19 protein-coding genes, 1 pseudogene and 1 riboswitch are annotated in these 26,612 nt (G+C 62.4%); of the genes and pseudogenes, 13 read left to right on the top strand and 7 right to left on the bottom strand.

Going from position 1 to position 26,612, the window contains the following annotated elements:
• Positions 1 to 133 precede the first annotated feature (133 nt).
• Positions 134 to 335, top strand: a riboswitch (yybP-ykoY riboswitch).
• 1 nt (position 336) lies between these two features.
• From Q8L50_RS14150 to Q8L50_RS14125, 6 genes are all read left to right on the top strand, one after another.
• On the top strand, positions 337 to 903 hold the full coding sequence (locus tag Q8L50_RS14150) for a TMEM165/GDT1 family protein (protein WP_305349277.1): 567 nt from the start codon (positions 337 to 339) through the stop codon (positions 901 to 903).
• Positions 904 to 1,028: 125 nt separating this feature from the next.
• Complete coding sequence (locus Q8L50_RS14145) at positions 1,029 to 2,180, top strand: homoserine O-acetyltransferase (protein ID WP_305349276.1); 1,152 nt, start codon at positions 1,029 to 1,031, stop codon at positions 2,178 to 2,180.
• Positions 2,174 to 2,773 (top strand): methionine biosynthesis protein MetW, encoded by a 600-nt coding sequence (metW, locus tag Q8L50_RS14140; protein ID WP_305349275.1) that lies wholly within the window; start codon positions 2,174 to 2,176, stop codon positions 2,771 to 2,773. Before Q8L50_RS14145 ends, metW begins: the two co-directional genes overlap by 7 nt.
• Positions 2,774 to 2,896: 123 nt before the next feature.
• Entirely contained in the window at positions 2,897 to 3,799 is a 903-nt protein-coding gene (locus Q8L50_RS14135; protein WP_305349274.1) for a chromate resistance protein ChrB domain-containing protein, read from the top strand.
• The gene (gene chrA / locus Q8L50_RS14130; RefSeq protein WP_305349273.1) at positions 3,796 to 5,163 is read left to right on the top strand and encodes a chromate efflux transporter; all 1,368 of its coding nucleotides are present in this window, start codon (positions 3,796 to 3,798) and stop codon (positions 5,161 to 5,163) included. The genes Q8L50_RS14135 and chrA overlap by 4 nt, the downstream gene beginning before the upstream one ends.
• 24 nt (positions 5,164 to 5,187) lie before the next feature.
• Complete coding sequence (locus Q8L50_RS14125; protein WP_305349272.1) at positions 5,188 to 7,092, top strand: SulP family inorganic anion transporter; 1,905 nt, start codon at positions 5,188 to 5,190, stop codon at positions 7,090 to 7,092.
• On the opposite strand, the pseudogene Q8L50_RS14120 reads toward Q8L50_RS14125, so the two are convergent.
• A pseudogene (locus Q8L50_RS14120) lies at positions 6,974 to 7,653 on the bottom strand (DUF72 domain-containing protein). The gene Q8L50_RS14125 and the pseudogene Q8L50_RS14120 sit on opposite strands and share 119 nt — an antisense overlap.
• 144 nt (positions 7,654 to 7,797) lie before the next feature.
• Between Q8L50_RS14120 and Q8L50_RS14115 the strand changes: the two are divergent.
• Positions 7,798 to 9,270, top strand: a complete 1,473-nt coding sequence (locus Q8L50_RS14115) for a M20 family metallopeptidase (RefSeq protein WP_305349271.1) — start codon at positions 7,798 to 7,800, stop codon at positions 9,268 to 9,270.
• A gap of 26 nt (positions 9,271 to 9,296) precedes the next feature.
• Positions 9,297 to 10,199 carry an alpha/beta hydrolase gene (locus tag Q8L50_RS14110; protein WP_305349336.1) on the top strand — a complete coding sequence of 301 codons (903 nt, stop codon included), beginning with the start codon at positions 9,297 to 9,299 and terminating at the stop codon, positions 10,197 to 10,199.
• A 62-nt stretch (positions 10,200 to 10,261) separates the two neighbouring features.
• On the opposite strand, the gene Q8L50_RS14105 is transcribed toward Q8L50_RS14110, so the two are convergent.
• The 3 genes from Q8L50_RS14105 to Q8L50_RS14095 form a co-directional block, all read right to left on the bottom strand.
• A complete protein-coding gene (locus Q8L50_RS14105; RefSeq protein WP_305349270.1) occupies positions 10,262 to 11,431 on the bottom strand; it encodes an MFS transporter in 1,170 nt (389 codons plus the stop codon).
• On the bottom strand, positions 11,428 to 12,168 hold the full coding sequence (locus Q8L50_RS14100) for a 16S rRNA (uracil(1498)-N(3))-methyltransferase (protein ID WP_305349269.1): 741 nt from the start codon (positions 12,166 to 12,168) through the stop codon (positions 11,428 to 11,430). The genes Q8L50_RS14105 and Q8L50_RS14100 overlap by 4 nt, the downstream gene beginning before the upstream one ends.
• A 97-nt stretch (positions 12,169 to 12,265) precedes the next feature.
• The gene (locus Q8L50_RS14095; RefSeq protein WP_305349268.1) at positions 12,266 to 13,339 is read right to left on the bottom strand and encodes an aminoglycoside phosphotransferase family protein; all 1,074 of its coding nucleotides are present in this window, start codon (positions 13,337 to 13,339) and stop codon (positions 12,266 to 12,268) included.
• Positions 13,340 to 13,616: 277 nt separating this feature from the next.
• Between Q8L50_RS14095 and Q8L50_RS14090 the strand changes: the two genes are divergently transcribed.
• From Q8L50_RS14090 to rsmA, 3 genes are all read left to right on the top strand, one after another.
• Positions 13,617 to 15,914 (top strand): LPS-assembly protein LptD, encoded by a 2,298-nt coding sequence (locus tag Q8L50_RS14090; RefSeq protein ID WP_370869806.1) that lies wholly within the window; start codon positions 13,617 to 13,619, stop codon positions 15,912 to 15,914.
• A 46-nt stretch (positions 15,915 to 15,960) separates the two neighbouring features.
• Positions 15,961 to 17,301: a peptidylprolyl isomerase gene (locus tag Q8L50_RS14085; protein WP_305349266.1), complete on the top strand. Its 1,341-nt coding sequence runs from the start codon at positions 15,961 to 15,963 to the stop codon at positions 17,299 to 17,301.
• A 69-nt stretch (positions 17,302 to 17,370) separates the two neighbouring features.
• Positions 17,371 to 18,165 carry a 16S rRNA (adenine(1518)-N(6)/adenine(1519)-N(6))-dimethyltransferase RsmA gene (gene rsmA, locus Q8L50_RS14080; protein ID WP_305349265.1) on the top strand — a complete coding sequence of 265 codons (795 nt, stop codon included), beginning with the start codon at positions 17,371 to 17,373 and terminating at the stop codon, positions 18,163 to 18,165.
• A 270-nt stretch (positions 18,166 to 18,435) separates the two neighbouring features.
• Here the strand turns inward: rsmA and Q8L50_RS14075 are convergent, their stop codons facing one another.
• From Q8L50_RS14075 to Q8L50_RS14065, 3 genes are all read right to left on the bottom strand, one after another.
• Complete coding sequence (locus Q8L50_RS14075) at positions 18,436 to 18,837, bottom strand: barstar family protein (RefSeq protein ID WP_305349264.1); 402 nt, start codon at positions 18,835 to 18,837, stop codon at positions 18,436 to 18,438.
• A 41-nt stretch (positions 18,838 to 18,878) separates the two neighbouring features.
• The gene (locus tag Q8L50_RS14070; RefSeq protein WP_305349263.1) at positions 18,879 to 19,298 is read right to left on the bottom strand and encodes a ribonuclease domain-containing protein; all 420 of its coding nucleotides are present in this window, start codon (positions 19,296 to 19,298) and stop codon (positions 18,879 to 18,881) included.
• 187 nt (positions 19,299 to 19,485) lie between these two features.
• Positions 19,486 to 21,798 carry an NADP-dependent malic enzyme gene (locus tag Q8L50_RS14065; protein WP_305349262.1) on the bottom strand — a complete coding sequence of 771 codons (2,313 nt, stop codon included), beginning with the start codon at positions 21,796 to 21,798 and terminating at the stop codon, positions 19,486 to 19,488.
• Between the two features lie 321 nt (positions 21,799 to 22,119).
• On the opposite strand from Q8L50_RS14065, the gene Q8L50_RS14060 reads away from it, so the two are divergent.
• Positions 22,120 to 23,853 carry a ShlB/FhaC/HecB family hemolysin secretion/activation protein gene (locus tag Q8L50_RS14060; RefSeq protein ID WP_305349261.1) on the top strand — a complete coding sequence of 578 codons (1,734 nt, stop codon included), beginning with the start codon at positions 22,120 to 22,122 and terminating at the stop codon, positions 23,851 to 23,853.
• A gap of 20 nt (positions 23,854 to 23,873) precedes the next feature.
• Positions 23,874 to 26,612: S-layer family protein (locus tag Q8L50_RS14055; protein ID WP_305349260.1), on the top strand; the 2,739-nt coding region annotated here is incomplete at its 3' end.

Genomic DNA, 26,612 nt, shown 5'->3' with positions numbered 1-26,612 from the left:
TCAGTGCGAAATCTCAGGAAAAGCCGAGACGGCACCAAAAGCAAGCAAAAAGTGCGCCAGACAAGTGCGCACCAATCTGGGTGAGTGTGGCGCTGACCCTGCTCAGGCTCTTCAGGATGCGCGACGTACAATACGGCCTGTCATTGGGGAGTAGCCACCCTGCACTTCTGCAAGGGGTTTGCGTCAACAGACTTGCCCGGCCTGGCTTTCAGGACGGACATGGCGCAAGCAGTATGACGGGCATTTGCCTGAACCCAGCGAGACCTTTGACTGCACAGCCTCCGTTTCAGGCCGGGGACGCCGTGCGGTCATGGGTATTCGGCCGGAGTTTTTCTGATGCAAGCTTTCCTCGTCTCTACCGGCATTGTTGCCCTGGCCGAAATGGGTGACAAAACCCAGCTTCTGGCATTGGTGCTGGCCGCACGCTTTCGCAAGCCCTGGCCGATTGTTCTGGGTATTTTTGTGGCCACGGTCGCCAACCATGCGTTGGCTGGTGCGCTGGGCGCCTGGGTCACCACGCTGATCGGCCCGCAAACCCTGCGCTGGATTCTGGGCGCATCTTTCATCGCCATGGCCGTGTGGATGCTGATTCCGGACAAGCTTGATGAAAATGCCGCCGACCGGCGCCTGCCTCGTTTTGGCGTGTTCGGCACCACGGTGATGTTGTTTTTTCTGGCCGAAATGGGCGACAAGACGCAAATTGCCACCGTCATGCTGGCCGCGCGTTACGACGCCTGGTTCTGGGTGGTGCTGGGCACCACACTGGGCATGATGCTGGCCAACGCCCCGGTGGTGTGGCTGGGCGCGCGCGTCACACGGCTCGTGCCGCTGCGGGTGGTGCACGTGGTGTCGGCCCTGATTTTTGCCGCGCTGGGCTTGTTGGCATTGCTGATACCTGCTTGATATACTTCCAGCAGCGCCGATTTGCTCAGCTTGCGGGCGCTTAAAAAGTACAGCTAAAGACGACATCCACGACCCGGAATCGCTTTTAGCGATGCCGGGTTTTTGTTTTCTGGGGCTTTTCCTCGATGCTTGTTGCCACGCCACAGTCCATGCATTTCGCCGCCGCCTTGCCTTTGCAAAGCGGCGCGTCCATCCGTGCCTACGACCTGAGCTACGAGACCTACGGCACGCTCAACGCCGACAAATCCAACGCGGTACTGATCTGCCATGCGCTCAATGCCTCGCACCATGTGGCCGGTGTGTATCTGGATGAGCAGGGCGTGGAGGTGCCCAGGTCCGAAGGCTGGTGGGACACCATGATAGGCCCCGGCAAGCCGGTCGATACCAATGTGTTTTTTGTGATCGGCGTCAACAACCTCGGCTCCTGTTTCGGCTCGACTGGCCCGATGCAGCGCCACCCCGACAGCGGCGAGATTTACGGCGCCGACTTTCCCGTTGTGACGGTGCAGGACTGGGTCGATGCGCAGGCCCGGCTGCTCGACGTGCTGGGCATTCAGACATTGGCTGCGGTCATGGGGGGCAGCCTGGGCGGCATGCAGGCGCTGAGCTGGACGCTGCAATACCCTGACCGTGTACGCCACGCCGTGGTGGTGGCGAGCGCGCCCAACCTGACGGCTGAAAACATCGCCTTTAATGAAGTGGCGCGCCGCGCCATCGTCACCGACCCGGATTTTTACGGCGGCCACTACGGGCGGCACGGCGTACTGCCGCAGCGCGGCCTGCGTATCGCCCGCATGATTGGCCACATCACCTACCTCAGCGATGACGTGATGAACGAGAAGTTCGGCCGCCAGCTTCGCGAAGCTGTCGTGGGGCATGACAGCGGCTACAGATACTCGACGCAGGAGGTCGAATTCCAGATCGAAAGTTACCTGCGTTACCAGGGCGACAAGTTCAGCGAATACTTTGACGCCAACACCTATTTGCTGATCACGCGGGCGCTCGATTATTTTGATCCGGCTGCCACGCACGCAGGCGACCTGACGCAGGCCCTTTCTGCAGCCAAGGCCAAATTTCTGCTGGTGAGCTTCACGACCGACTGGCGGTTTTCGCCGGCGCGCAGCCGCGAGATCGTCAAGGCCCTGCTCGACAACCAGCGCGACGTGAGTTACGCCGAGATCGATGCACCCCACGGGCATGACGCCTTTTTGCTCGATGACGCGCGTTATCTGGGCGTGGTGCGCGCCTATTTTGAGAGCAAGGTGGCGCCATGCTGAACCTTGCCCCGCGCCTGACGGCCGATCAGCTGTCCATCACCCGCCTGGTGCCGCCCGGCTCGCGCGTGCTGGACCTCGGCTGTGGCGACGGCGCCATGCTCGAGCACCTGACCCGTGAGCGTGGCTGTACCGGCTACGGCGTCGAGATCAACGACGCCAATGTGCAGGCCTGTGTGGCGCGCGGCGTCAATGTGATCCAGCTCAACCTCGACGAAGGCCTGGCCATGTTTGGCGATGCGAGTTTTGACGTGGTGTTGCAGATCGATACCTTGCAGCATCTCCACAACACCGAAATCATGCTGCGCGAAACCGCGCGTGTAGGCAGTGCCGGCATCGTCGCGTTTCCCAATTTTGGCCACTGGCCAAACCGTCTGGCGGTGTTGCGCGGCCGCATGCCGGTGACCAAGGTCCTGCCTTACCAGTGGTACGACACGCCGAACATCCGGGTTGGCACCCTGCAGGATTTTACAGCGCTGGCGCAGAAAAACCGGCTCAAAATTATTGACTCGTTTGGCCTGCAGGACGGCCAGGAGATCCGCTTCTGGCCCAACGCCCGCGCCAGCCGCGCGGTGTTCAAGTTCCAGCACGGCTAGCGCCCTGGCTGGCGTTGGCGCGGCGAGGCTGCTAATATTCACGCATCGGGATTTCAGCCTCCCGACTCTTCACAGAAAGACGGTGTCCCGTCCAAGCGCTGGTAACACTCATTGGAGTATTCCGTGGACACCTCTTTCCCATCCGTTCCCCGCATCAGCCCCGAAGAACTCGCCGCCCGCATGGGCCGCGCCAATGCGCCCTTGCTGCTGGACGTCCGTCGCGAGGCCAAATTTGCCGAGAGCCCGCGCATGCTCGCCGCGGCCCGGCGCTGTGCACCTGAAGACGTGGCGGCGCTGGTCGCCGCCGAGCCGGCGCGCGAGGTGGTGGTGTATTGCGTCTATGGCCACAACGTCAGCGCTGACGCGACCGCGCTGCTGCGTGCCGCAGGCTGGGATGCACGCGCGCTGGCCGGCGGCATCGAAGGTGGTGAAGACGGCGTGGACAGCGCGGAAGACATCGCCCAATGGCGCTTGACGCCGCTGCCGACCATGCGCAAACGCGCCGACTGGGGCGTACCCGGCGAGCAGGCGTCGCGCTGGATCACCCGGGAGCGCCCCAAAATTGATCGCATCGCCTGCCCCTGGCTGATACGCCGGTTTATCGACCCACGTGCCGAATTTTTTTACGTGCCGACGGCGCAGGTCTTCAGCGAAGCGGCGCGGCTGAAGGCGGTGGCTTATGACCTTCCGGGCGCACCGCTGACGCACGAGGGCGAATGGTGCAGTTTTGATGGCCTGCTTCGCGCGTTCGAGATTGAAGACCCGGCGGTGGACCGCCTGGCCCGTATCGTGCGCGGGGCCGACACCGACCGGCTGGCGCTGGAGCCGCAATGCGCCGGCTTGCTGGCCTTCTCGCTGGGTTTGTCCCGCTTGCATGGGGATGACCACGACATGCTGGAAGCCGCGATGCCGTTGTACGACGCGCTCTACGCCTGGTGCGCCAGCGAAGCCCACGCCGTGTGGCAGGGAAAGTCACCCGAGGGGCATAGCTGGAAGCCGGAAACCATGACAGGCGCCGGCGCATGATGCCGACCACCAAGCTGCCTCAAGAGGTCAGTTTCCGCGAGGCTTTCCGCTTCTGGCTCAAGCTCGGCTTCATCAGTTTTGGCGGGCCGGCCGGCCAGATTGCGATCATGCACCGCGAGCTGGTCGAGCAAAGGCGCTGGATATCCGAAAAGCGCTTTCTGCACGCGCTCAACTACTGCATGCTGCTGCCGGGGCCGGAGGCGCAACAACTGGCCACCTACATTGGCTGGTTGATGCACCGCAGCTGGGGCGGTGTGGTGGCGGGTGCGCTGTTTGTGCTGCCCTCGCTGTTCATCCTGATCACGCTGAGCTGGGTGTATGTGGCGTTCGGCGATGTGCCGCTGGTGGCCGGCATCTTCTACGGCATCAAGCCCGCTGTCGCGGCTATTGTGTTGCAGGCGGTGTATCGCATCGGCGGCAAGTCATTGAAAAATCCGCTCAAAGCCCCCGTCCCATGGGCGGTAGCAGCTATCAGTTTTGTAACGATTGCCTTTCTGGGTGTGCCCTTTCCGTGGGTGGTGCTGGCAGCTGCGCTGACGGGCTGGCTGTGCGCGCGTTACGCGCCTGGCCAGTTTGCTACGGGTGGCGCACATGGTGCCACCACCACGGGCCACGGACGGGCGCTGATTGACGACCACACCCCCACGCCCGAGCACGCGCGTTACAAAAAATCACGGCTTGCGGCAGTGCTGGCCGTGGGGGCCGTGCTCTGGCTGCTGCCCATGGGTGCGCTGGTGGCCTGGCAAGGCTGGGGCGGGGCCTTGACACAGATGAGCTGGTTTTTTACCAAGGCAGCGCTGCTGACATTCGGCGGTGCGTATGCGGTGCTGCCCTATGTGTACCAGGGGGCGGTCGAGCAGTTTGGCTGGCTCACCGGGCCGCAGATGATTGACGGCCTGGCGCTCGGAGAAACCACACCCGGCCCGCTGATCATGGTGGTGGCCTTTGTGGCTTTTGTCGGCGGCTGGACCAAAGAGGTGTTGGGGCCCGATGCCCTGTTTCAGGGGGCAGCGCTGGCGGCACTGCTGGTGACCTGGTTCACTTTTCTGCCGTCTTTTGTTTTTATCCTGGCGGGCGGGCCGCTGGTGGAGTCCACCCACGGCAAACTACATTTCACCGCGCCGCTGGCGGCCATCACGGCGGCGGTGGTCGGTGTGATCGCCAGTCTCGCTCTGTTTTTTATAGCGCATGTCGCTTTCCCGACAGGGGCTGGAGCCGGCTTTCCTTTCAATATCGAGTGGCCGGCGCTGGCCATCATGTTGTTGGCCGGGGTGGCACTGCTGCGCTACAAGGTGGGTGTGATCCCGGTGATAGCCGTTTGCGCGCTGGCCGGTCTGCTGCTGCGCTGGAGCGGCGCCGTGTGACGCGGCGGCGTTATGCTGTGGGCCATGTCAAGCCCCCAGCAAAACGCGCTTTCCGCCGCAGCCACCACTGTGTCTGAGCGCCTGTTCGGCGGCTGGGTGCGGCAGGTCTCTGGCGCCACCTTGCGCGCAGATGCTCAGGCCGCGCTGCTGGGTGCTGTGCTGGTGTTGCCGCAGGGCATTGCCTTTGCCACGCTGGCCGGGTTGCCGCCGGAGTATGGCCTTTACACCGCGATTGTTCCGTGCATCATCGCCGCGCTTTTTGGCTCCAGCTGGCATGTGGTGTCCGGGCCGACCAACGCCAATTCGCTGGCCCTTGTTGCCATGCTTTCGCCGCTGGCGCTGGCTTTCAGCCCCGCGTATATCCAGCTGGTCCTGGCGGTGACGGTGCTGGTCGGCGTGATGCAGTGGCTGATTGGCGTGCTGCGCCTGGGTAGCCTGGCTAATTTCATCTCACCCGCTGCCCTTTTTGGTTTCATGTCGGGCGCCGCTGTGCTCATAGCCTTGTACGCGCTGCCGGGTCTGCTGGGATTGCCCGCTTCCGCAGAACATGGCGCGGGTGCGGTGTTGATGCATGTCACAAGCACGTTCGGCGACCTGAACCCCGCAGCGCTGGCCGTGGCGGGTGTGACCCTTGCTACGGCTTTGCTACTGCGCCACCTGCGGCCCAACTGGCCCTATATGCTGGCCGGGCTGGTGGCGGGCAGCGTGTTGGCCTGGGGCTGGAGCCGCTTTTTTAGCGGCGTCGTGCCGCCGTTGCGGATTTTGGGCGTGATTGCCACACCCTGGCCAGTATTCGCCATTCCCCGCGTCAGCTGGTCGGCCTGGTCCGAGTTGCTGGGGCTGGCGTTTGCCCTGACTATTGTGGCGCTTGGGCAGTCCATCTCGATAGCCAAGGCGGTGGCGGCGCGCTCCGGCCAGCGTATCGATGCCAACCGCGAGTTCCGGGGCCAGGGCCTGTCCAACATCGTCGGTGGGTTCTTTTCGTCCTATGTGTCCTGCGGCTCGCTGAACCGATCCATGCCGAATCTGGAGGCGGGCGCCCGCACACCCCTCGCGGCGGTGTTTTCAGCCATCCTGCTGCTGGTGCTGGTGGCGCTCAGCGCACCCCTTCTGGCGCAGATCCCCATGGCAGCGCTGGCGGCGCTGCTGCTGCTGGTAGCCGTATCGTTGCTGGACTTGCAACGCTGGAAACAGCTTTTTGGCCTGAGCCGCAGAGAGTTTGCTGTGGCGCTTGCCACGTTGGCAGCCACCGTCACCATGCGGCTGGAAATTGCGATTTTGCTGGGTACCCTGCTGTCGCTGATGTCCTTCCTGTATCGCACCTCCAGGCCGGCAATGCGCACCATGGGTTTTGACAGCCGGGCGCCGGACCGGCAGTTTGTGGTGATTGACCAGGCTGTCAGGCGCAGCGCCGCCGAGGGGCGGCCCGCAGGACCTCGTGAAGGACACGACGTGACGAGCGTGAGGGCCCATTTCCTTCCTGAATGTCCGCAACTCAAACTGCTGCGCATGGAGGGTGAGGTCTACTTTGGCGCCACGCAGCATGTGGCCGACAGGTTGCACGCCCTGCGCCACGCGCCCCGACCACAAAAGCATTTGCTGGTCATGGGCAAAAGCATGAACTTCATCGACCTGGCCGGTGCCCAGCTGTGGGCGGCAGAGCTCAGCGCGCGCCGCGCCATGGGCGGCGATTTGTACTTTCACCGACCCCGGCCCGAGGTGGTCCAGATGTGGCAGACCACCGGGTTCACACATTTGCTGGGGCCGGAACACCAGTTTTCCGACAAGCGCAGCGCCATCGCTACCATTTTTACCCGGCTGGATCCGGCGATCTGCCGACAATGCACCGCCCGTATATTTGAAGAGTGCCGCAGCGTGCCGGACCCTGATCCGCCGGACGCAGGAGCGGCAGTTGCTTCGGCGCCTTGAACCCGAGGCGCTGCAACAGCGCCGTTGCGGCAGCCGGCGCCCGCTCTTTGGCGCCGTTGCTAAAAACGACAAAAACATCGCGCCGGCGGGCATTGGCCCCTGACCGGCGCGGCAACATGCGGCAACCCGGTGGGTTTCCCGCCTTCGGCCCACCTGCGTGCACTGCCGGCCCAGCAGTCCAGGGCCGCGGGGGCATAACCGTTCTCGCCCCCGGCCTTGCTGCGCATCAGCCGCGCACAGGCAAAATCAGCAGTGAGATCGGCCATAGACGGGAGATCCGGCGAGTCGCTAAACACGGTGGCGCAGTGGTACTTTCGCGCCAGCGTCAGGTGGTCAGGCGACGGAAAACTGGCATGGCGCACGTCCAGAACATGGCGCAAAGCCTAGGCGTTCACCCGGTAAGGCAGCAGCGCCAAAAATGCGCCAAAGTCGGCGGCCGGCGTAGCCCAGTTCCTGGCTGTGCGGCAGTCCTGCCGGATAAAAGCTGTCGCGCCACGGTGCGTAAGCCCATCCGCCTGTGCCAACGCGGATCTCGCCAGGACGGTCTGCAGGGGTTTTCAAGGTGTGCCTTTCTACAACGGTGACTGAGTTGACCTGGGGGCAGAAAATAACCCGCTGCGCTCGGTCCCCACCCGCAGCCGGTCTGGCATCAGACGCTGGGGAGGCGTACAGTACGCGGTTGCGCCAATCCTTTCCGGAGCCCGAATGAACGCCCCTTTGCACCGCGAAATACCCGCCGCCCTTCTCGATACCGCGCAGGCCCTGACCGACGTCAGCGCCCGGTGGGATGGCGACATCGTCCAACAGATCAGCGACTACATCACCATCCCGGCGAAGTCACCCTCGTTTGACGCGGACTGGGCTGGGCACGGGCACATCGAAACCGTCATGCGCAATGCAGCAGCCTGGGTAGAGGCGCAGAAGGTCGAAGGCCTCAAGCTGGAGATTGTCCGGATTCAAGGCCGCACCCCCGTGCTGTTTTTTGAGGTGCCCGCCACGAAAACTGCGTCTACCGACACCGTGTTGATGTACGGTCACCTGGACAAGCAACCCGAGTTCACCGGCTGGCGCAGCGACCTTGGTCCCTGGACACCCAAGTACGAAGACGGCAAGCTGTTCGGCCGCGGCGGCGCCGACGACGGTTATGCGGTGTATGCCAGCATTGCTGCCATTCAGGCGCTGAAGGCGCAAAACGTGCCGCACCCCCGCATTGTTGGTCTGGTCGAAACCTGCGAAGAAAGCGGCTCTTACGATCTGCTGCCGTATGTCGATGCCTTGCGCACGCGTCTGGGGGAGGTGGGTCTGGTGATCTGCCTGGATTCCGGCGCTGGGAACTACGATCAGCTCTGGTTGACGACTTCACTGCGGGGCATGGCCAGTGGTGTGCTGAAGGTGCAGATCCTGACCGAAGGCGTGCACTCGGGCGATGCCAGCGGCTTGGTCCCATCGAGTTTTCGCATCATGCGCCAGGTGCTGGACCTGCTCGAAGACAGCAAGACCGGCACCCTGCTGCCGCAAAGTTTTCACTGTGAAATTCCCGCCGAGCGGCTGGAACAGGCCAAAGCCACCGCGCAAATCCTGGGCGACCAGATTTACAAGCGTTTTCCGTGGGCGCACTACGACTGCGGCGGCGCCAACACCTTTGCGCTGCCGACCACCACGGACCCGGTCGAGGCCTTGCTCAACCGCACCTGGAAGCCGACCCTCAGTGTGACCGGCGCCGACGGTTTTCCCGAGATGGGCAACGCCGGCAATGTGCTGCGGCCTTACACGGCCTTCAAGCTGTCGCTACGCTTGCCGCCGCTGGTCGATGCTGCCAGTGCGGTGCAGGAGCTCAAGGCCCTGCTGGAGGACAACGCGCCGTATCAGGCCAAAGTGACGTTTGAAAGCGCTGGCGGCGCCACCGGCTGGAACGCGCCAGGCACGGCGCCCTGGTTTGACAAGGCACTCGATGACGCTTCGCAGGCGTATTACGGTGCGCCCTGTGGCACCATCGGCCAGGGCGGCACCATCCCGCTGATGAACATGCTGAGCCAGGGCTTTCCGAAGGCCCAGATGATGGTCTGCGGTGTGCTGGGCCCCAAGAGCAACGCGCATGGACCGAACGAGTTTTTGCATGTGCCCTATGCCAAAAAAATCACTGCGGCGGTGGCACATGTCATCGCCCAAATGCCGTGAACTCGCGCCGGCCTGACGACGCCAGCATGGACACCGCGCTGTTGGCTCCTTTTACCGCCAGAGACGGTGAAAATCTGGCCTTGTACGAGTGGCCGATGCAGGCCTGGCAACATGACCGCGCCTTGCCGCCGCGCGCGGTGGTGCTGATTGTTCACGGGCTGGGCGAACACGCCAGCCGTTACGAACATGTGGCCCGGCAATTGCTGGACTGGGGTTTTGCGGTGCGAGCCTACGATCAACGTGGGCACGGCGAATCGGGTGGCGCGCGTGGTGGCCTGTCCAGCGAAGCGCTGTTGCTGGAAGACCTGGCCGAGGTGGTGGACGATACCCGGCAGCGCGCGCTGAGCCTGCCGCGCTCAGAGGGCGCCTCGGGTGTCGAAAAACAGCTGCCACTGATACTGCTGGGCCACAGTCTGGGCGGTCTGGTGGTGGGGCGTTTTGTATCACTTGGCATGCGCCCGGTAGACGGCCTGGTAATGTCTTCGCCGGCGCTGGACCCCGGGCTCAACGCCATCCAGAAACTGCTGCTGGCCGTTTTGCCTGCGATTGCGCCAAATCTGCGCATCAACAACGGTCTCAATCCGGACTACATCTCGCACGACGTGCAGGTGGTGCGCAAATACCTGGCGGACCCGCTGGTGCATGCCAAAATTTCTGCCCGGCTGGCCAAATTCATTGCCAGCGCGGGTCCGGCCACCGTGGCTGCGGCCGACAAATGGGAGACGCCGACGCTGCTGATGTACGCAGGCGCAGACAAGCTGGTCAACCCGGCGGGCAGCCGCGCCTTTGCCGAGGCAGCAGCAGGCGGCCCGGGTGCCAAGGTACTCACCGTCAAATGTTTTGACGAGCTGTACCATGAGATATTCAACGAACCGGATGCCGCACCGGTGTTTGCCACTCTCAAGGCCTGGCTGAACTCCCGGTTTTAAGTTAAATCGGGCTGCAGCCCTTATTTGGAAAGCGCAAGCAGCTACCTTATTGATAGCAGTTTTCAGGCGGCGGGCGCGCGCCGCTGTTGCAAGGCCAGCCAGCCCAGCGCCAGGCCGGTCACACCCAGCGGCAGCAGGCTGCCAAGATTGAGCAGCGTCCAGCCTTGCGTGGTCACCAGCACGCCGGAGGCCAGCGAGGACAGCGCCAGCACTGCAAACACGCAGAAATTAAGCGCACCCTGGGCCTTGTCTTTTTCTTCTGGCCGGTAGGCCGTCAGAGCCAGGGTGGTGCTGGCGGTGAAGAGGAAATTCCAGCCCAGCCCGAGCAAAAACAGCGCCACCAGAAACTGCTGGAACTCGACCCCTGACAGTGCAATCAGTACACACACCACATTCAGCGCCAAGCCGGTCGCCATGATGGGCAGGGTGCCAAAACGCTTGATCAGGTGGCCGGTGAAAAAACCAGGCGCAAACATGCCGATGACATGCCACTCCAGCACGGTGGCGGCGTCGGAAAAAGGCAGGCCACAGACCTGCATGGCAATCGGGGTGGCGGCCATCAGCAGGTTCATCACCCCGTAACCCAGGGCGCCAGCGGAGGCGGCAACGATGAACACGGGCTGGCGCATGATTTTCCGCAAGGACCGACCACCCGAGACGGCTTGCCGCACGGGTGGCGGCGGAAAGTGGATAAAAGCCAGCAGCACCATGGCCAGCAGCGCCACGCCGGCGAGAGCCAGGTAAGCGCCGGCAAAAGGCACCTCGGTCAGTGTGCGGGTACCCGCAGCGAGATTGGGGCCAGCGACGGCGCCCAGCAGGCCCCCGGCCATGACCAGCGAAACGGCCTTTTCGCGGAAGGACGCCTGGGCGAGCTCTGCCGCTGCAAAGCGGTAGAGCTGGGCGTTGGCGTTGTAATACCCGGCGATGACCGTGGCCGCCACGAGCAGCCAGAAGTTTCTGGTGTACGCCGCATAACAACACAGCAGCGCAGACAGCACGGCCACGATCAGGCCCAGCTGAAAGGAGGTTTTGCGGCCAAAATGTTTCTGGGTGTGCGCCACGATGCCGGTAGACATGGCACCACCCACGACGTAACCCATGACCGGCAAGGTGGCCATCCAGCCCAGCGGCGCCAGGCTCAAGCCGACCAGGCCGTTGATGGCGATGAAGGTGACGTTGTTGGTCAGGAACAGGCCCTGGCAAATGGCCAGCAGCCAGAGGTTGCGGTTCATGCGCCTCCCAGAGTGAGCAGGGCCAGGCAGGCCAGTGGCGCCGTCTCTGCGCGCAATATGCGACCGCCGAGCGTCACCGGTACAAAGCCGTGCTGCACGGCGACGTTTTCTTCGGCGGGGCTCAAGCCGCCTTCCGGGCCGCTGAGCAGGGTGACCGGCGACGTACCGGGGTACAAAGCCAGCGCGCTGGTCAGCGGCTGTGTGCCAGCGCGCAGGGACAGCAACAGCCGAGGCGCGCCGGGTGCGGGTGGTGCAAGCGTCGCCGTCCAGTCGCTGAAGGTGCTGACGCCGTGCATCAGCGGCACGCGGTTGCGCCCGCACTGCTCACATGCGGCGATCGCCACGCCCTGCCAGTGGGCGCGTTTTTTGTCGGCGCGCTCGCCCTTCAGGCGCAGCACGGCACGCTCGGTCATCAGCGGCGTCATGCTGGCCACGCCGAGTTCGCTGGCTTTTTCCACCAACCAGTCCATGCGTTCGTTGGCCGGCATGCCCAGCACCAGATGTACCGGGCGCGGTGCTTCCCGCTCCAGCGCCGAATGTGTGCCTATACGCACTGCAACCTCGCTGCGGCCCATGCGCTCCACCGTCGCCTCAAACTCGCCACCCTGGTTGTTGAACAGCGTGATCAGGTCGCCAGGCTGCAGCCGCAGCACCTGGACATGGCGCGCCGCGTGCGCCGGCAGCTGGACCGATTCACCGGTGTGCAGCGGCAGATCGGCGTAAAACCGGGCGCTCATGGACAGGACGACGTGGCGCGCAAGCCGCTACTGTTTTGATAGTTGATTACCCATATCCAGCAAGGGCGCAAGCCGTCTTTTACTTGTAGGCAAGTGGTCAAAACGTATAACCCACGCGGGTTTCGTTGCCTTCAATCTCATCGAGCAGCACCATCAGCGGGCCGAGCTGGCGGTAACGCGCGCAGGTAGCGCGGGCGTAGCTGATGAATCGCGGGGTGTCGGCCAGGTATTTGGGCTTGCCGTCGCGCAGCGTCAAACGCGCGAAGATGCCGAGAATTTTCAGGTGGCGCTGCAGCCCCATCCATTCCACCGCGCGGTAAAACTCGCCGAAATCGTCGCCGACCGGCAGGCCGGCCTTGCGCGCCTGCTCCCAGTAGCGCACCATGATCTCAAGTACAAAGTCTTCCGGCCAGCTGACAAAGGCGTCGCGCATGAGGCTGGCGATGTCATAGGTAATGGGGCCGTAGACCGCATCCTGGAAGTCCAATACCCCCAGTGCCTGGTCCACCTTTTCGCTCACCATCAGGTTTCTTGGCATGAAGTCTCGGTGTACGTAAACGCGCGCGCCGCCCAGCGATTGCAGGTTGCTGGCCTTGATTTGCGCAAACAGGTTATCGAGCTTGCCGCGCAGCGTGCTGTCGATGGTGATGCCACGATGCTGCGCCACATACCAGTCCGGAAACAGTGCCAGCTCGCGCGACAGCAGGGCGTCGTCGTAAGGCGGCAGCACGTCGGGGCGTGAGGCCAGTTGCCAGGTGATCAGCGCGTCCACAGCCTGGCGGTACAGCGCGTAGGCTTGCTGGGGTCTGGCGGCCTCGGTTTGCTGCTCAATCACATCGAGCATGGTTTGCGCGCCCAGATCGCTGAGCAGCATGAAGCCCTGGGCTTGATCCCAGGCCAGCACGCGCGGGGCGTTCAGGCCGGCGCCGGTCATCAGCCCGGCAATCTTTACAAACGGCTGGCAGTCCTCTTGCGCCGGTGGCGCGTCCATGATGATGCAGCTGGCGCCGTCCTGTGTCTGCACCCGGAAGTAGCGTCGAAAACTGGCATCGGCCGAGGCCGCACGCAAGGTAGCGGGCAGCAGGCCTTGGTCTGCGGTGTGGGCCTGCAGCCAGTTGGCAAAGGCGTCGGCCCGGGCGGCATCTGGCCAGGCGATGGGGGAGTCGGTCATGCGGCGTTTTGGCTGATCTTCAGCGGGCGATTCAAAAGATGGCGGAACGGGGGAGTGGGCATAGGATAATCGGGCCTGTTTTTATAAACGGGTTTATCTCATACTTCCGATGCATCGCGCATCCCGCTCGCGTTTTATTCTCTCTCCGGTCGCTCATGCCGCCCTCAGTTTGGTGTCCTGCACTGCGCTGGGCCTTGGCTATGCGGGGGCGGCTTTTGCGCAGTCACCTGTGCTACAGGGGCAGTCGCGGCCACTGCCTGGTGCGTCAATCAGAAGCTTGCCACCCCTGCGTGAGCCAGCGCCAGGTGAGCTCAGAAGCACGCCCATGCTGGCCGAGCAGCCACCGGGTGGACCTGGGATAGAGCTGCCTACCTTTGTCTATGGGGACCGCCTGACCGGGCGACCTGACCTGGAAACCACGGTCGATGGCAATGCCGAGCTGCGTCGGGGCGCATCGTCCATACGTGCGGACCGCATCGAGTACGACCAGCCGACGGATCTGGTCAAGGCGCGCGGCAATGTACGCGTCAACAGCAGCGGTAATCTCTACAACGGGCCCGAGCTCGAAATCAAACTCGACACCTTCGAGGGTTTTTTCCTGACGCCCGATTACCGATTTTTGCAAAACAACGGCTACGGCAGCGCTGATCGGGCAGATTTCATCGACGAAAAACGCCTGATGGCCACCAATGCCACGTTCACCACCTGCCAGCGCGGCGAAGGCCCGAGCTGGATGCCTGCCTGGATCGTCAGGGCCAGCACCATCAAGTTCGACAAGGAAGCGGATGTGGGCGAGGCCTCCGGCGGCGTGCTGCGCTTCATGAACGTGCCCATTCTTGCGGCGCCAACCTTCACCTTTCCGCTCAGCGACAAGCGCAAGTCGGGGCTGCTGCCGCCGACTTACGGCGTGGATACCGTCAGCGGCGCGACGCTGATCGTTCCCTACTATTTCGACATTGCACCAAACCGCGACGCCACTTTTTCGCCAAACTGGATGAGCAAACGCGGCGTGGACCTAGCGAGTGAGTTTCGCTATCTGGACCTTACTTACAAGGGGGAACTGCGTGCCAGCCTGTTGCCCAACGACAAATTGCGCGATGCGACCCGATGGTCCTATAACTACCTGCACTCAGGTGTGTACACCTACAACGCGGGGCTGCCGTCTGCCAATGCATTCGGCATCGGTCTGAATCTGAACCGCGTCAGTGACGACAATTACTGGCGCGATTTTCCTCGCGCCAGCGCCTCCCTGACCCAGCGTTTGCTGGCCAGCGACGCGTCTGTCACCTGGGGAAGAGGGTTTTTGGCGACCACGGCGCGCACGTTGACGTACCAGACCCTGCAGGATGTCAACTCGCCGATCACGCCACCCTACGATCGACTGCCGCAACTGACTGCCACCTACACTCGCATCAATGCGCCTTTGTACGGGGTGGAGGGGCTTGATTACTCCATCACGACCGACTTCACACGTTTCCAGTCAGATCGCCTGCTCACCCGGCAACCCAACGCCAACCGCGAGTTTGCGCTTGCCCAGATCAGCCGACCCTGGATCCGACCGGGTGGCTACATCACGCCCAAGCTGATGCTCAATGCCACGACCTATCAGTTCGACGCCCCCCTGGTCAATGGCGCGCGCAGCAAGTCCCGAACCGTGCCGACGTTCAGCCTCGACAGTGGGTTGACCTTTGAGCGTGCGACCAGTTATTTCGGTCGGGCTTATACGCAGACACTGGAGCCGCGCGCTTTTTATGTCAATACACCCTACCGCGACCAAAGCATCCTGCCCAATTACGACTCGGGCCTGAACTCTTTCAACTTTGCCACGCTGTTCACAGAGAACGAATTTGTCGGCAACGACCGCATTTCCGACTCCCACATGCTGACGACCGGTGTGACGTCCCGCCTGCTGGATCCTGATACCGGCGCCGAGTCATTGCGTCTGGGCGTCGCCCAGCGAATCCGGTTCAAAGACAGGCTGGTCAGGGCGCCGGGGGAAGTGCCGGTGTCAGAGCGTCTGAGTGACCTGTTGTTTGGGGCCTCTGTCAATTTGACGCCTGCCTGGGCAATTGACAGTACGGTGCAGTACAACCCCAAAACCAATCTCTCGGAGCGGTCCACCATAGGCGGGCGCTTCAGTCCCACCAACTACCGGGTCATCAGTGCCGTTTATCGGCGCCAGCGTAACGTGAGCGAGCAGTACGATGTGGGCTGGCAATGGCCGATCAATGACCTGTGGGGTGACAGGGGCAAAGACCTTGGGCCTGGTCGCGGCTTGGGCGGTGGCCGTTTGTACAGCGTCGGGCGCCTGAACTACAGTGTCCCGGACAAGAAGTTTGTGGACATGATTCTGGGCCTTGAATACGACGGTTGTTGCTGGATCGCTCGTGTAATGCTGGAGCGCAGCCAGCTCAGCCGCGTGGCCAACAGCACCAGCATCAAATTCCAGCTGGAATTTGTCGGTTTTTCGCGCATCGGGCCCAGCCCCCTGAAAACCTTGAAAGCCAACGTTCCGCGATACCAGTACCTGCGCGAGCAGGTCGCTGCGCCCAGCCGCTTTACCAACTATGACTAAATCCAGCACTATTTCCCACAGTTGTACTCGCCCCCTGGTTGCCGCCATGCTGCTGGCCCTGTCGGTCGGGACGACATGGGCCCAGACCAGACCGCCGGGCCAGCTGCGCTTGCCCGGATTCACCTCTGGCGCCCCAGCCGGCTCTGCCATCGGCCAGCGTCAGGCCGACTACATTGTTGCGGTGGTCAATTCGGAGCCCATCACCAACAATGAAGTGCGTGCCCGCTTGCTGCGCACCGAGCAACAAATGGCCCAACAAGGCACCCAGACGCCGCCACGCAACGAGCTGGCACGGCTGCTGCTCGAGCGCATGATCGTTGAGCGCGCGCAATTGCAGCTGGCCAAAGAGCAGGGAGTTCAGGTCGGCGACGGGATGGTGGATGAGGCCGTTCTGAATGTTGCCCGGCAGAATCAGATTTCGGTGGAAGAATTGCGCAACCGCATGACCGCCCAGGGTCTGGTGTTTGCGCAGTTCCGTACTGATTTGCGTAATGAGCTCCTGCTCAACCGCATTCGCGAGCGCGAACTGGAGGCGCAGTCCAAGGTCACCGAGCAGGAGATCGACCAATACCTGCGTGAACAGGAGACCGGCAGCGCTGGGGTGCCCCCGCAGATCAATCTGGCGCAGATTCTGGTGGTGGTTCCGGAAAACGCCAGCGCGGATCAGTTGGCTGTCCTTCAGGCACGGGCTCAGCTTGCTGCAGAGCGTGCCCGCAGCGGGGTTGATTTCGCGACACTCGTCTCCGAATTTTCCGGTGCGCCCGGCCGCAGTGCGGACGGCCAGATGGGCCTGCGTGATTCTGACCGTTACCCTCAGCTGTTTATCGATACGACGCAAACTGTGCCAGTTGGCGGTATTGCCGGGCCGGTTCGTAGCGGCGCAGGCTTTCATGTGCTCAAGGTGCTGGAGCGCAAGAGTGCCGGCATGCCCGGTGCAGCAGTGGCCGAAACCCGGGCACGGCACATCTTGTTGCGACCAAGCGCCCAGCTCACGGAGCAGGCTGCCGTTGCACGCCTGGCGGACTTTAAGAGGCGCATTGCTGCCGGGCAGGCCGACTTTGCCGCGCTGGCCCGGGAAAACAGCCAGGACGGGTCTGCCAAAGACGGTGGGGACCTAGGCTGGGCCGCTGCGGGCCAGTATGTGCCGGAGTTTGAAGCCCAGATGAACAGCCTGGCGCCTGGCCAGGTGGGCGATCCCCTGGTGTCGCGCTTTGGCGTTCACCTGATCCAGGTGATGGAGCGGCGCAGCGCCAAGCTCTCCCCGCGCGAGCAGCGTGAAATCGTGCGAGCCACGTTGCGTGAGAAAAAGTTTGAAGAAGCCTACAGCGCCTGGGCCCAGGAGGTTCGCGGCCGGGCCTATGTGGAATACCGCGAGCCACCCCAATAGTGGTTTGCGCTTTCCACGTTGTCCAGGGCGAAAGGCTGGGGCCGTGATCGCCATGGGGCTGCGTATTGCATGAAACATATCCCGCGCAAACGGTTCGGCCAGCATTTCCTGACCGACCGTTCGATCATCGAAGGCATAGTGCAGGCGATCGCGCCCCGACCCGGCCAGGCCGTGGTTGAAATTGGCCCGGGACTGGCGGCACTGACACAGCCGCTGGCCGAGCGGCTCGGCCACCTGACGGTGATCGAACTGGACCGCGATCTCGCGCAGCAATTGCGCGCGCATCCCCAGCTGACTGTGCTGCAGGCCGACGTCCTCAAGGTGGACTTCCTGTCCCTTGCACAAACCATGGCGGCCTCTACGCCCGTCAAGCTGCGGGTGGTTGGAAATTTGCCGTACAACATCTCCACGCCCATCCTGTTTCATTTGCTCGATGCGGTGGCCGTCATAGAAGACCAGCACTTCATGCTGCAAAAAGAAGTGGTGGACCGCATGGTGGCGAGTCCGGCGACCAGCGACTATGGCCGCCTCAGCGTGATGCTGCAGTGGCGATATGCGATGGAGAACGTGTTGGCGGTGCCACCGATCAGTTTTGACCCTCCACCCCGGGTGGACAGCGCGGTGGTGCGCATGGTTCCTCACGCCGCACCGGTACTGCTGGACGCTGCGCTATTGAGCGAGATGGTGCGTGTGGCCTTCAGCCAGCGGCGCAAGCTGCTGCGCCATTCGCTTGGAAAGTGGCTGGATACGCGCCCAAATGCCCCTGCATTTGATCTGCAGCGCCGCGCCGAGGAGGTGCCCGTGGCCGAGTATCTGGCACTGGCGCAAGCCCTGACCACCGCATCCGGAGCGCTACAAAAATAATAGCTGCTTGCGCATGCGCAGCATGGGCTGAAGACCGATTTGTTCGCCACATAAAAAAGCCCGTCATTCAACGGGCTTTTTTGCGATGCAAGTGATTTCAAGCTCAGGCGGCGGCCAACCAGTATCCCGCATTGAAGGGGCTGCTCATGCGCAGCGCCAGCGGCGACACGTCGAGCAATTTGTCGGTTGGCATCGGCTCATCACCATCTGCACTGTTTGCTTGCTGGGCCTCATTTGCCCGATCCCCTTGGCCAATGTCTGGGGAGCGGGCTACAGAAAAGAATCGAAACATCGGAACGGTAACTTTCCATCCGCCCAGTAGTCGGCTGCATCCCGGAAGATGTCCAGCAGCTGCTCGCGCGCCTCTTTGTCGAACTTGGCGTGAGCAGGGATCTGCTCAAGCAAGACAATAAAGCCAGGTTGCGCGCCGGACTTGTGAACCAGGTCCGTCATGCAGTCGTACAGCGCATCAAAGTTTTTACCAAAGTGCGCCGGGAATGTGTACTGCGCCGCAATCATGTCCAGCACATCCTGCTTGCTCTGGGCATTGCCCAGGTTGGCATACAGGAAATGGTGGCCCAGCTGTGTGGCGGCCTCCTGCAAATCCTGCACGCGAAAAGCGCGTATGGATTGCACGATATTGGGTCTTACAGTACGAAGTGGCATATCCATCTCCGCGTCTCTTTCTTAAGTCAACAACTCAAAGTTGACGATCACTGCTGAACTGACTGAACGATTCTGCGAAAACTCGCGTAGTGATCATCGGTGTAATAACAAGCATCGGGTGCAGAGGGAACAAAACCACCACAAACAATTCGCCGGGCACCCCGACTTTGTTCACCAGGAGTCTTGACGGTGTATTCGCGGTAATATCCGCGATTTTTGGCCGGGAGTATTCTTTCCCGGTTGCCAAACACCGAACCGTCCTTGTCGTACTTGAACGGCCCCCCCTGGTAAATCAACCTGACCATGTTGCGGCCCTGCTCGGGCAAGGCCGTGCTTGCAATCGTCGTGACTTCGGCGCCGGGAGCAGACCCTCTGGCCTGTACCGCTACAGGACCGAGTCCAGCGCACACGGCAACGAGAACGACCGCGACTTTTAGCCGCCAACCGGGCCCTATTTTTCGCAACATGAAAAAAACGTCTTTCTTGAACCAAGGCCAATTGCCACAGCCTTCGCTGCAGGCGGGTTAACCCTTAAATTTCAAGAGCTAGAGTTTGACCCATCTCGGGGAAAAATGCAAGTGCCTGCACAAAAATTGGGCAGATCGTGGGCGCGAAGCACGGTTGAAAAGTTAGTGCTAGCTACCTAATTGGGTCTCATCGGGAGGCGTTGGCATCGGCGACCGTCAGTGCGGTCATATTCACGATCCGGCGGACCGTGGTGCTGGCGGTGAGGATATGCATGGGCTTGGCGGCGCCCAGCAGCACCGGGCCGATAGCGATATTGCCGCCCGCAGCGGTTTTGAGCAGGTTGTAGGCAATGTTGGCGGCGTCGATGTTGGGCAGCACCAGCAAATTGGCTTCTCCAGCCAAAGTGCTGTTTGGCATCACCAGCGCGCGGGATGCCGCATCAAGCGCCACATCGCCATGCATTTCTCCATCGACTTCGAGCCACGGAGCCTGCTCGCGCAGTAGTGCCAGTGTCCGGCGCATTTTGAGCGCACTGGGCAGGTTGGACGAACCAAAATTCGAGTGCGACAGCAGCGCGGCTTTGGGCTTGATGCCAAAACGCATCATTTCTTCAGCGGCCAGGGTGGTGATTTCTGCCAACTGCTCCGCCGTTGGGTCGTAGTTGACATGGGTATCGACCAGAAAAACTTGCCGGTCGGGCAGCATCAACCCGTTCATGCAGGCATAGGTGCAAACGCCCGGGCGCTTGCCAATCACCTGGTCCAGGTAGTCCAGGTGGTGGGCAGTGGTGCCCCACGTGCCGCAGATCAGACCATCAACATCCCCTTTGTACAGCAGCATGCCCGCGATCAAGGTCAGACGGCGGCGCATCTCGATCTTGGCCATCTGCGCTGTCACGCCACGGCGCTCCATAAGCCCATGGTAGGTCTGCCAGAAGTCCCGATAGCGGTGGTCCTGCTCGACGTTGACGATGTCGTAGTCGAGCTCTTCTCTCAGGCGCAGGCCGAATTTCTCGATGCGCTGGGCAATCACCACAGGGCGGCCTATCAGGGTCGGACGGGCCAGACCTTCGTCCACAACGATCTGGCAGGCACGCAACACGCGCTCTTCTTCGCCCTCGGCGTAGGCCACACGCTTTTTGCCCGCCTTCTTGGCGGCGGCAAAAATCGGCTTCATGGTAGTGCCGGAGGCATATACAAAGCTTTGCAGCTTCTCGCGGTAGGCGTCCATGTCGGTGATGGGTCGCAAGGCCACCCCGCTGTCAGCTGCCGCCTGCGCCACGGCGGGCGCAATTTTCATCATCAGGCGCGGGTCAAAAGGCTTGGGAATCAGGTATTCCGGGCCAAACGCCAGCTTTTCCCCCGTGTAGGCGGCGGCAACCACTTCGCTTTGCTCGGCCTGGGCCAGCTCGGCAATGGCGTGAACAGCGGCAATTTCCATTTCGATGGTGATGGTGGATGCACCGGCATCGAGAGCGCCGCGGAAAATATAGGGGAAACACAGGACGTTGTTGACCTGGTTCGGGTAATCCGTGCGCCCGGTGGCCATGATGGCGTCGTCACGAACCGACTTGACATCTTCGGGTGTGATTTCCGGGTTTGGGTTGGCCAGCGCAAAAATGATGGGCTTGGCCGCCATCTTCCTGACCATGTCCTTCTTCAATACACCACCTGCAGATAGGCCCAGAAAGATGTCCGCGCCTTCGATGATGTCGCTCAAGGTCCTGGCGTCGGTTTTTTGCGCAAACTGGATCTTGTCCTCGTCCATCAGCTCGGTGCGGCCCTCGTAAACCACGCCCGCCAGATCGGTCACATAGACGTTGTGGCGCGGAATGCCGAGTTTGAGCAACAGGCCAAGGCAGGCCAGTGCTGCAGCACCGGCGCCCGAGGTGACAAGTTTGACCTGCTTGGGATCTTTGCCGACGACCTTCAGTGCATTCAGCATGGCCGCGCCAACCGTGATGGCGGTGCCGTGCTGGTCATCATGGAAGACCGGGATCTTCATGCGTTTGCGGAGTTCACGCTCGACATAAAAGCAGTCGGGCGCCTTGATGTCTTCTAGGTTGATGGCCCCGAAAGTGGGCTCTAGCGATGCGATGATGTCGACCAGCCGGGCCGGGTCTTTCTCGTCGATCTCGATGTCAAACACGTCAATGCCGGCAAACTTCTTGAAAAGCACCCCCTTGCCTTCCATCACAGGCTTGGAAGCCAGCGGACCAATGTCCCCCAAGCCCAATACCGCCGTGCCGTTGGTGATCACCGCCACGAGGTTGCCCCGGCTGGTGTATTTGAATGCGGCGTTCGGGTCTTTGACAATTTCCTCGCAAGGAGCGGCGACCCCGGGGGAATAGGCCAGCGCCAGATCGCGCTGGTTGACAAGTTGTTTGGTCGCGGCAATCGCGATTTTTCCTGGGGTCGGAAATTCGTGGTACTCCAGCGCCGCTCGGCGTAGCTCCTCGCGTTTTTCCTGACTGTCGGGGGCGGCGGGCACTGAGGGCATCGGGTTTGTCTCCTGGGAGGCGGTCCCCGTCGGGACCGTCAATTTCTTGTAAGGTCTGCGATTGTAGGGGGCGCAACGGGAAAACCCTAGTAAGTGAATCTACGCAAATCGGTGGAGCGCCTTTGACTTTTTCGCATGGATCAGGGCAGCGCAATTTTGGGGCGCCTCAAATCCCAAGGTGTGTCTGTGAATCTATTGGGCAGTTGCAGTGAAAACGGCACAAATTCGCAGGCCTGCCACAAATTAAGCCGGGAAAATTGTCAAGCGATAAAAAAACAGTTAAAACAACAGGTTGCAACAATTTGTTAGCAAAAGGCTTGATTGAAACGCCCGGCCATTTTGTCCATTTTTCGCGTCTGCCTGGTGCTACAGGCTGCGCTAGCTTGGCCGACTGGTTTTGCGCAGCAAAGACTGCGGCCGGACTCCGGAACATTGCAGGAGCAGCAGCGCCAGATCCCGATGTTGCCCCAACCGGGCGCACCGCAAATCACCTTGCCGGCGGCCAAGCCCATTTCAGCCGGCGAGGCTGCCGTGCGTATCACGCCCGCAGCCTTTCGCATTGAAGGAAACAGCCTCTTTGACAGTGCGACCTTGACCGGGTTGATCGCAGACCGGATCAACCGGCCGACCGACCTCGCAGGACTCGTAGAAGCGGCAGCGCAGATTAGCCGCTATTACCGGGCCAAGGGCTTCATGCTGACGGAAGCCTATCTGCCGGAACAGGCTTTTCAGGCAACCGGCGGTACCGTCACCATTGCAGTCGTTGAGGCGCGGGTGGGCCGCGTGCGGGTGCAGGTCGAGGGCCACGAAGGGTCGGCGTCTTACGTCCGGCGCGTGGTGGCCAACAACCTGCGGTCTGGCGCTTTCATCAGTGAGAACCTGCTCGACAAGCCGGTTTTGCTGCTGCGCGATCTGGCGGGGGTCGAGGCCAGCGCCGCGGTCGAGCCAGGCCAGCTGCCTGGCCTGGCCGATGTCACGGTGACGATCCATGCACAGGGGCCACAGGTGGATGGATCGGCCGGGGTCGACAACTTTGGCGCACGAGCGGCGGGCGCTCAAAACGCCTTCGCCAACCTCAATGTCAGCAACCTGCTTGGGCGTGGGGATGTTTTGAGCGCGCGGGTGCAGGGCAGCAATGCCTCGCGCAGCCATCTCTACCGCCTGGCCTACGCTGTTCCGGTCGACTCAGCGGGAACGCGGCTGGCAGCCAGCATTGCGCGTACCGATTACGCCTTGGGCGCACCTTTTGCCGCGCTGGGTGCAACGGGCAAGGCCGACATTCTGGGCCTGTCATTGACCCGGCCGCTGATTCGCTCACGTGACGCCAATCTTTACGGCCTTCTCAGCCTGGAGCACAAAACATTCATCGACCAGCTGACGACGCCGGCGAACGACAGCGAGCGCCGTATCGCCGCGGCCCGCTTCGGACTTTCTGGCAACTTTGTTGATTCAGCAGTCGGCAACGGCGGCACCAGCAGTTATGCGCTGACCGCGACGCTGGGCCGGGCCACGCTGGACGCTGTCACGCTCGGGTTTGACCAGGGCCCTGGTGGACTGCAGACGGCGGGCGGCTTCCGCAAACTCAATCTTGAGTTTCAGCGCACCCAGCTCCTTGGGAATACCTCCACCTTGCATCTGGGGTTTCAGACCCAGCGGGCTTCCAGGAATCTGGCCTCCGCAGAAAAAATGGCACTAGGTGGCCCCACCGGGGTTCGCGCGTATCCGGTCGGTGAAGGCATTGGGGACTCCGGGCTGTTGCTGAATATGGAATACCGCTACCAATTGCCGGCACCTGTCAGCTTGGCGGGAGAGGCGGTCAGCCTGGCGGCTTTTTATGACTACGGAACCGTCCGGTTCAATCAGGATGATTCCGCCGTAACTGGCGCCACTAACCGCATCTCTCTGGGTGCCGTTGGTGTTGGCGCTCTGGCCGGGCGAAGCAACAATTTTCTGGTAACTGCTTATCTGGCCTGGCGCACCACGCGCTCCACCCCCACCACCGGCGAGTCAGACCGTTCGCCGCGTGCATGGGTTTCGGCTCAGAAGTGGTTCTGATCGGCGTGGCAAAAAAGATCATGAACCACCCCTTGTCAAAAAGCCGCGCCTGCCGCCCGTGGGCTGTACGCACGGTGGTGGTGCGCCTGTCTCGCAAGCTCACGGCCACCTACCGCATACGCACGGGCCGACTGCTGTCGCGGCTGCTGACTGCCATGCTGTCAGGGCTTTCCACTCTGGCCACGGCATTGCCCGAAGGCGCCAGCCTGGTGGCAGGCCAAGCCACAGTGAGCACCCCCAGCGCCAATGCCATGGTGGTTACACAGGGCAGTGACAAAGCCATTCTCAACTGGCAGGCATTTAACATCGGCGCCGGGCAGTCCGTGCAGTTTGTTCAGCCCAATGCCACTTCTGCGGCGCTGAATCGGGTTGTTGGCGCGAACCCTTCGTCGATTTATGGCTCACTCAGTGCCAACGGACAGGTGTTCCTGATCAACCCGGCCGGGGTCATGTTTGCACCGGGCGCACAGGTCAATGTGGGCGCCCTGGTGGCCAGTACCCTGTCCATCAGCAACGACGACTTTGTGGCGGGCCGTTACATTTTCAGCAACAACGGCAGTGCGGGAACGGTCACCAACCAAGGCAGCATCAACGCGGCGCGCGGCGGCTACGTCTTGCTGGCCGCACCAAGCGTGAGCAATACCGGTGCCATCAATGCCGATGGCGGCTCCGTAGGGCTGGCGGCAGGGTCGCGCGTGTCGATAGATACCTCCGGCGTAGGCTTGGTGAGCTTCTCGGTGGATGCTGCCGCGGCGAATGCGGTGGCGTCCAACAGCGGCATCATTACCGCAGGCGGCGGTCAGGTCGCGGTGCTGGCCAGTGCGCTTGGCGATGCGATGGCCACGGTGGTCAACCAGACCGGTGTGATCCGCGCCACCTCGGCGACCGAGCGTAACGGCATGATTGTGCTCAGCGGGGGGCGCAGCGGCGTGGTGCATGTGGCAGGTACGCTGGATGCCAGCGGCACCGGAGCGGGACAGAGCGGTGGTACGGTGCAGGTTCTGGGCGACAAGGTGTTGCTCGCGACGGGTGCCCATATTGACGTGTCTGGTCAGGCGGGTGGCGGAACCGTGCTCGTAGGCGGCGACTACCAGGGCGGGAACAGCGCGGTTCAAAACGCCACACGTACCCATGTGGCCGCGGGCAGCATCATCCGTGCCGACGCCATCGACCAGGGCAATGGCGGCAAGGTGGTGGTCTGGGCTGACGGTGACACGCGCAGCGCAGGCGGCATCACCGCGCGCGGCGGCAGCAACAGCGGCAACGGCGGCTTTGTAGAAGTCTCCGGCAAGCAATACCTTGATACGCGGGGCACTATTGATGTCACAGCGCCTCAGGGTGTGGGCGGCAATGTGCTGTTTGATCCACAGGACATTATTCTCAGCACGGCTGTATCCAGTCCGTCGGTGGTAACCAACCAAGCCGTGAACACGCCCGATCTGGCTTTCGCCACGGCGCCCGACCCTGGCACTTACACGGTGCAGATATCGACGGTCACAGGCTTCAACGAGTTGTTTTTGCAGGCAACGCGCGATATTGCGATCAACAACCCCCTGACCATGGCCGCCAATGGCAGCGTGCGGCTTGAAGCCAACAACAACATCACCGTGGGCGCCCTTGCAACCATTGGTGTCACTGGGACGGGCGCCATCAATCTCAAGGCCGATGCCGACAGCAGCGGTGCAGGTACCCTGTCACTGGCTGCGGGGCTAAGCGCGCAGGCCGGGGGCATCATCCTATCCGGTGCCAGTGTGACGAGCACCGCCGCGGGGACGGTCAACACGACAGGCGCAGCCAATGGGGATGGTGGTGCGGTGAGCATCACAGGCACGGGGGTGGTGAATCTGGCGGGCGCTATCACGACTTCAGGCGGAACAGCCGCTGCCAACAGCACAGGCCGAAGCGCGGGAACGGTGAGCATTGCCGGAGCAGGCGTGACGGCAGCGGCCATCACGGCCAGCGGCTCGGCAGGTGTAGGCGCCGGCACCAGCCAGACGGGCGGCAACGGCGCAGCCATCTCCATTACCTCTACCAACGGCGTGACGCAGACCGGCGCGATCACGGCCAGCGGCGGGGCTGGCTCGACCACAGGTGGCGCTGGAGGCAACGCCGGCAGCATCACGGTGAGCAACACGGTAGCGGGCGCGATCAGCCTGGGCACGCTGGCCGCGCAGACGGGAGCGGCGGTAGGCTCGGGCGCAGGCGGTGCGGCAGGCTCGATCAGCGTGAGCAATGCGGCAGGCAACCTGACGACAGGTACGCTGACCACCACAGGCGGCATTAACGGAAACGGCGGCAACATCACGGTTGCGGCAGCCAGCGGCACGGTGGTGACTGGAAACATTGCAAGCAGCGGCGGTACTGCAAACGGCACGACCAACGGGCGCAACGCCGGCACCGTCAGCATCAGTGGCGCAGCCCTGGCGCTGGGCGCCAGCACGATCACCGCCAACGGCACGGTCGGCAGCACACTGGGCGCAGGCGGCAACGGCGGTGCCGTCACGATCAGTTCGACCGGTGCCATCACCAGCAGCGGAGCGATCAGCGCCATAGGCGGCAACGGGGTGGGTGCCAACCAGGCAGGCGGCAACGGTGCTGCGGTGAGCGTCAGCTCCACAGGCGGCAACGTCACGGCAGGATCGATCACCACCAGCGGCGGCAACGCAGTAGCAGGTGTGGCCTCGGGCGGCAACGCCGGGACCATCACGCTGGACGCGGCGGGAGGCACGCCGAGCATCACGCTGGCAGGCAACCTCAGC

The sequence above is a fragment of the Polaromonas sp. genome, assembly GCF_030680935.1.
GTDB lineage: Bacteria > Pseudomonadota > Gammaproteobacteria > Burkholderiales > Burkholderiaceae_C > Polaromonas.
The sequence above is the reverse complement of the archived record's forward strand: the minus strand, read 5'-3'. Positions and strand labels throughout refer to the sequence as shown.

Coding starts and splice junctions, on each gene's coding strand:
- Q8L50_RS14150 (WP_305349277.1), top strand. CDS start 337: ATGCAAGCTTTCCTCGTCTCTACCGGCATTGTTGCCCTGGCCGAAATG.
- Q8L50_RS14145 (WP_305349276.1), top strand. CDS start 1,029: ATGCTTGTTGCCACGCCACAGTCCATGCATTTCGCCGCCGCCTTGCCT.
- metW (WP_305349275.1), top strand. CDS start 2,174: ATGCTGAACCTTGCCCCGCGCCTGACGGCCGATCAGCTGTCCATCACC.
- chrA (WP_305349273.1), top strand. CDS start 3,796: ATGATGCCGACCACCAAGCTGCCTCAAGAGGTCAGTTTCCGCGAGGCT.
- Q8L50_RS14125 (WP_305349272.1), top strand. CDS start 5,188: ATGTCAAGCCCCCAGCAAAACGCGCTTTCCGCCGCAGCCACCACTGTG.
- Q8L50_RS14115 (WP_305349271.1), top strand. CDS start 7,798: ATGAACGCCCCTTTGCACCGCGAAATACCCGCCGCCCTTCTCGATACC.
- Q8L50_RS14110 (WP_305349336.1), top strand. CDS start 9,297: ATGGACACCGCGCTGTTGGCTCCTTTTACCGCCAGAGACGGTGAAAAT.
- Q8L50_RS14105 (WP_305349270.1), bottom strand. CDS start 11,431: ATGAACCGCAACCTCTGGCTGCTGGCCATTTGCCAGGGCCTGTTCCTG.
- Q8L50_RS14100 (WP_305349269.1), bottom strand. CDS start 12,168: ATGAGCGCCCGGTTTTACGCCGATCTGCCGCTGCACACCGGTGAATCG.
- Q8L50_RS14095 (WP_305349268.1), bottom strand. CDS start 13,339: ATGACCGACTCCCCCATCGCCTGGCCAGATGCCGCCCGGGCCGACGCC.
- Q8L50_RS14085 (WP_305349266.1), top strand. CDS start 15,961: ATGCTGCTGGCCCTGTCGGTCGGGACGACATGGGCCCAGACCAGACCG.
- rsmA (WP_305349265.1), top strand. CDS start 17,371: ATGAAACATATCCCGCGCAAACGGTTCGGCCAGCATTTCCTGACCGAC.
- Q8L50_RS14075 (WP_305349264.1), bottom strand. CDS start 18,837: ATGGATATGCCACTTCGTACTGTAAGACCCAATATCGTGCAATCCATA.
- Q8L50_RS14070 (WP_305349263.1), bottom strand. CDS start 19,298: ATGTTGCGAAAAATAGGGCCCGGTTGGCGGCTAAAAGTCGCGGTCGTT.
- Q8L50_RS14065 (WP_305349262.1), bottom strand. CDS start 21,798: ATGCCCTCAGTGCCCGCCGCCCCCGACAGTCAGGAAAAACGCGAGGAG.